General features: G+C 72.5%; 3 protein-coding genes. 2 read left to right on the forward strand and 1 reads right to left on the reverse strand.

All coding sequences use genetic code 11. The features are described from left to right. Positions 1–126 precede the first annotated feature (126 nt). A complete protein-coding gene (locus ACFWPT_RS40130; RefSeq protein ID WP_380487923.1) occupies positions 127–630 on the reverse strand; it encodes a MarR family winged helix-turn-helix transcriptional regulator in 504 nt (167 codons plus the stop codon). An 85-nt stretch (positions 631–715) separates the two neighbouring features. On the opposite strand from ACFWPT_RS40130, the gene ACFWPT_RS40135 reads away from it, so the two are divergent. Together ACFWPT_RS40135 and ACFWPT_RS40140 are read left to right on the forward strand one after the other, a co-directional pair. Then, positions 716–1222 (forward strand): cupin domain-containing protein, encoded by a 507-nt coding sequence (locus ACFWPT_RS40135; protein ID WP_063352400.1) that lies wholly within the window; start codon positions 716–718, stop codon positions 1220–1222. Between the two features lie 44 nt (positions 1223–1266). Then, positions 1267–1512, forward strand: a 246-nt coding sequence (locus ACFWPT_RS40140; protein ID WP_380487926.1) for a RidA family protein, incomplete at its 3' end; no start/stop codon positions are given.

Genomic DNA, 1512 nt, shown 5'->3' on the forward strand with positions numbered 1-1512 from the left:
CTTTGGTGGGGGGGTCGTCAGGGCCGCCACCCTGCCCGGGGTGTCGGCCGCCGTACGCGTTCCCCGCGTACGGCGGCCGGCGGCGTTGCGGAGCGGTCGCGGGTGGCTGGACCTCGGGCGGGGGCGTCAGGGCGCCGGGCTGTGCGCGCCCTCGACGTCGGTGAGCAGTTTGCGCAGGAGCCCGTCCAGGGTGGCGCGTTCCTCGCCCGAGAGGGCGGAGAGCAGCGCGGTCTCGTTGGCCGCGTGGTCGGTGAAGGCGGCGTCCACGAGGGCGCGTCCGGCCGGGGTGAGGGCGATGCGGATGCTGCGCCGGTCCGCCGGGTCGGTGCGGCGTTCCACCAGGCCCGCCGATTCCAGCCGGTCGATCCGGCTGGTCATGCCGGCCCGCGACATCAGCAGCAGCGTGGCGAGTTCGGAGGGCATCAGTTCGTACGGCGCGCCGGAGCGGCGCAGGGTGGCGAGAACGTCGAACTCGCCGCGCTGGAGGCCGTGTTGCTTGAACACCTCTTCGACGACCCGGCCCGCGAGCAGCGCGAGGCGGCCGAGGCGGCCGACGGTGCCGACCGCTGCCAGGTCGAGGTCCGGGCGCTCCCGGCTCCACTGGTCGAGCATGACGTCCACGTGATCCATAGGGGCATGTTATTCGATGGGAGATAGTTAGACGTAGTACTATAAGCCAGGGAACTATCGAAGCGCTCACTGTAGGGAGAGGCCAATGACGTTGATCGGACCGGAAGCCGTGGTGGTGCGGGGCGACGAAGCCGAGACCGTCGGAATGCTCGGCGGCAAGGGGCGGCTGCTGGCGGACTCCAGCGCCACCGGCGGCGCCCTGAGCACCCTGCGCGTCACGCTGGGGCGCGGCAAGGACGGCGCCACCCCGCATTACCACGGGGGCTCCTCGGAGCTGTTCTTCGTCGTCGACGGCTCGGCCCAGGTGCTGGTCGGGAACGAGGTGGTCACCGCCCGCAGCGGCGACCTCGTGGTGGTGCCGCCCCATCTGCCGCATGCCTTCGCGGCGGCGCCGGACTCCGGGGCGGACCTGCTGATCGTGATCACCCCCGGGGTGGAGCGCTTCGACTACTTCCGCCTGCTGGAGCGGATCCGCGCGGGCGAGGCGACGGTCGAGGAACTGCTCGCCAAGCAGGACCTCTTCGACAACCACTTCCTGGAGTCGCCGAGTTGGCGCGACGCCCGGGAGGAAGCCGCCCGGTCCGAGCCGTAGACCGCCCGGCACCGAGCCCGGCCCGACACCAGGGAAGGAACCCCGTGACCGACACCCGCACCATCACCAACCCGCCCGGCCTGCACGACCCGACGCCGTTCGGCTACAGCCACGCCGCCTCCGCGCCCGGCGAACCGGTGTTCATCGGCGGCCAGTACGCCTCCGACGCCGGCGGTCAGGTCGTGCCCGGCGACTTCGCCGCCCAGGCGGAGCTCGCCCTCGCCAACCTGCGCACCGCGCTCGCCGGGGTCGGCCTCGGCTTCGAGCACGTGGTCCGGCTCGGCTCGTAC

It is taken from the genome of Kitasatospora sp. NPDC058478 (assembly GCF_042720345.1).
Lineage (GTDB): Bacteria > Actinomycetota > Actinomycetes > Streptomycetales > Streptomycetaceae > Kitasatospora.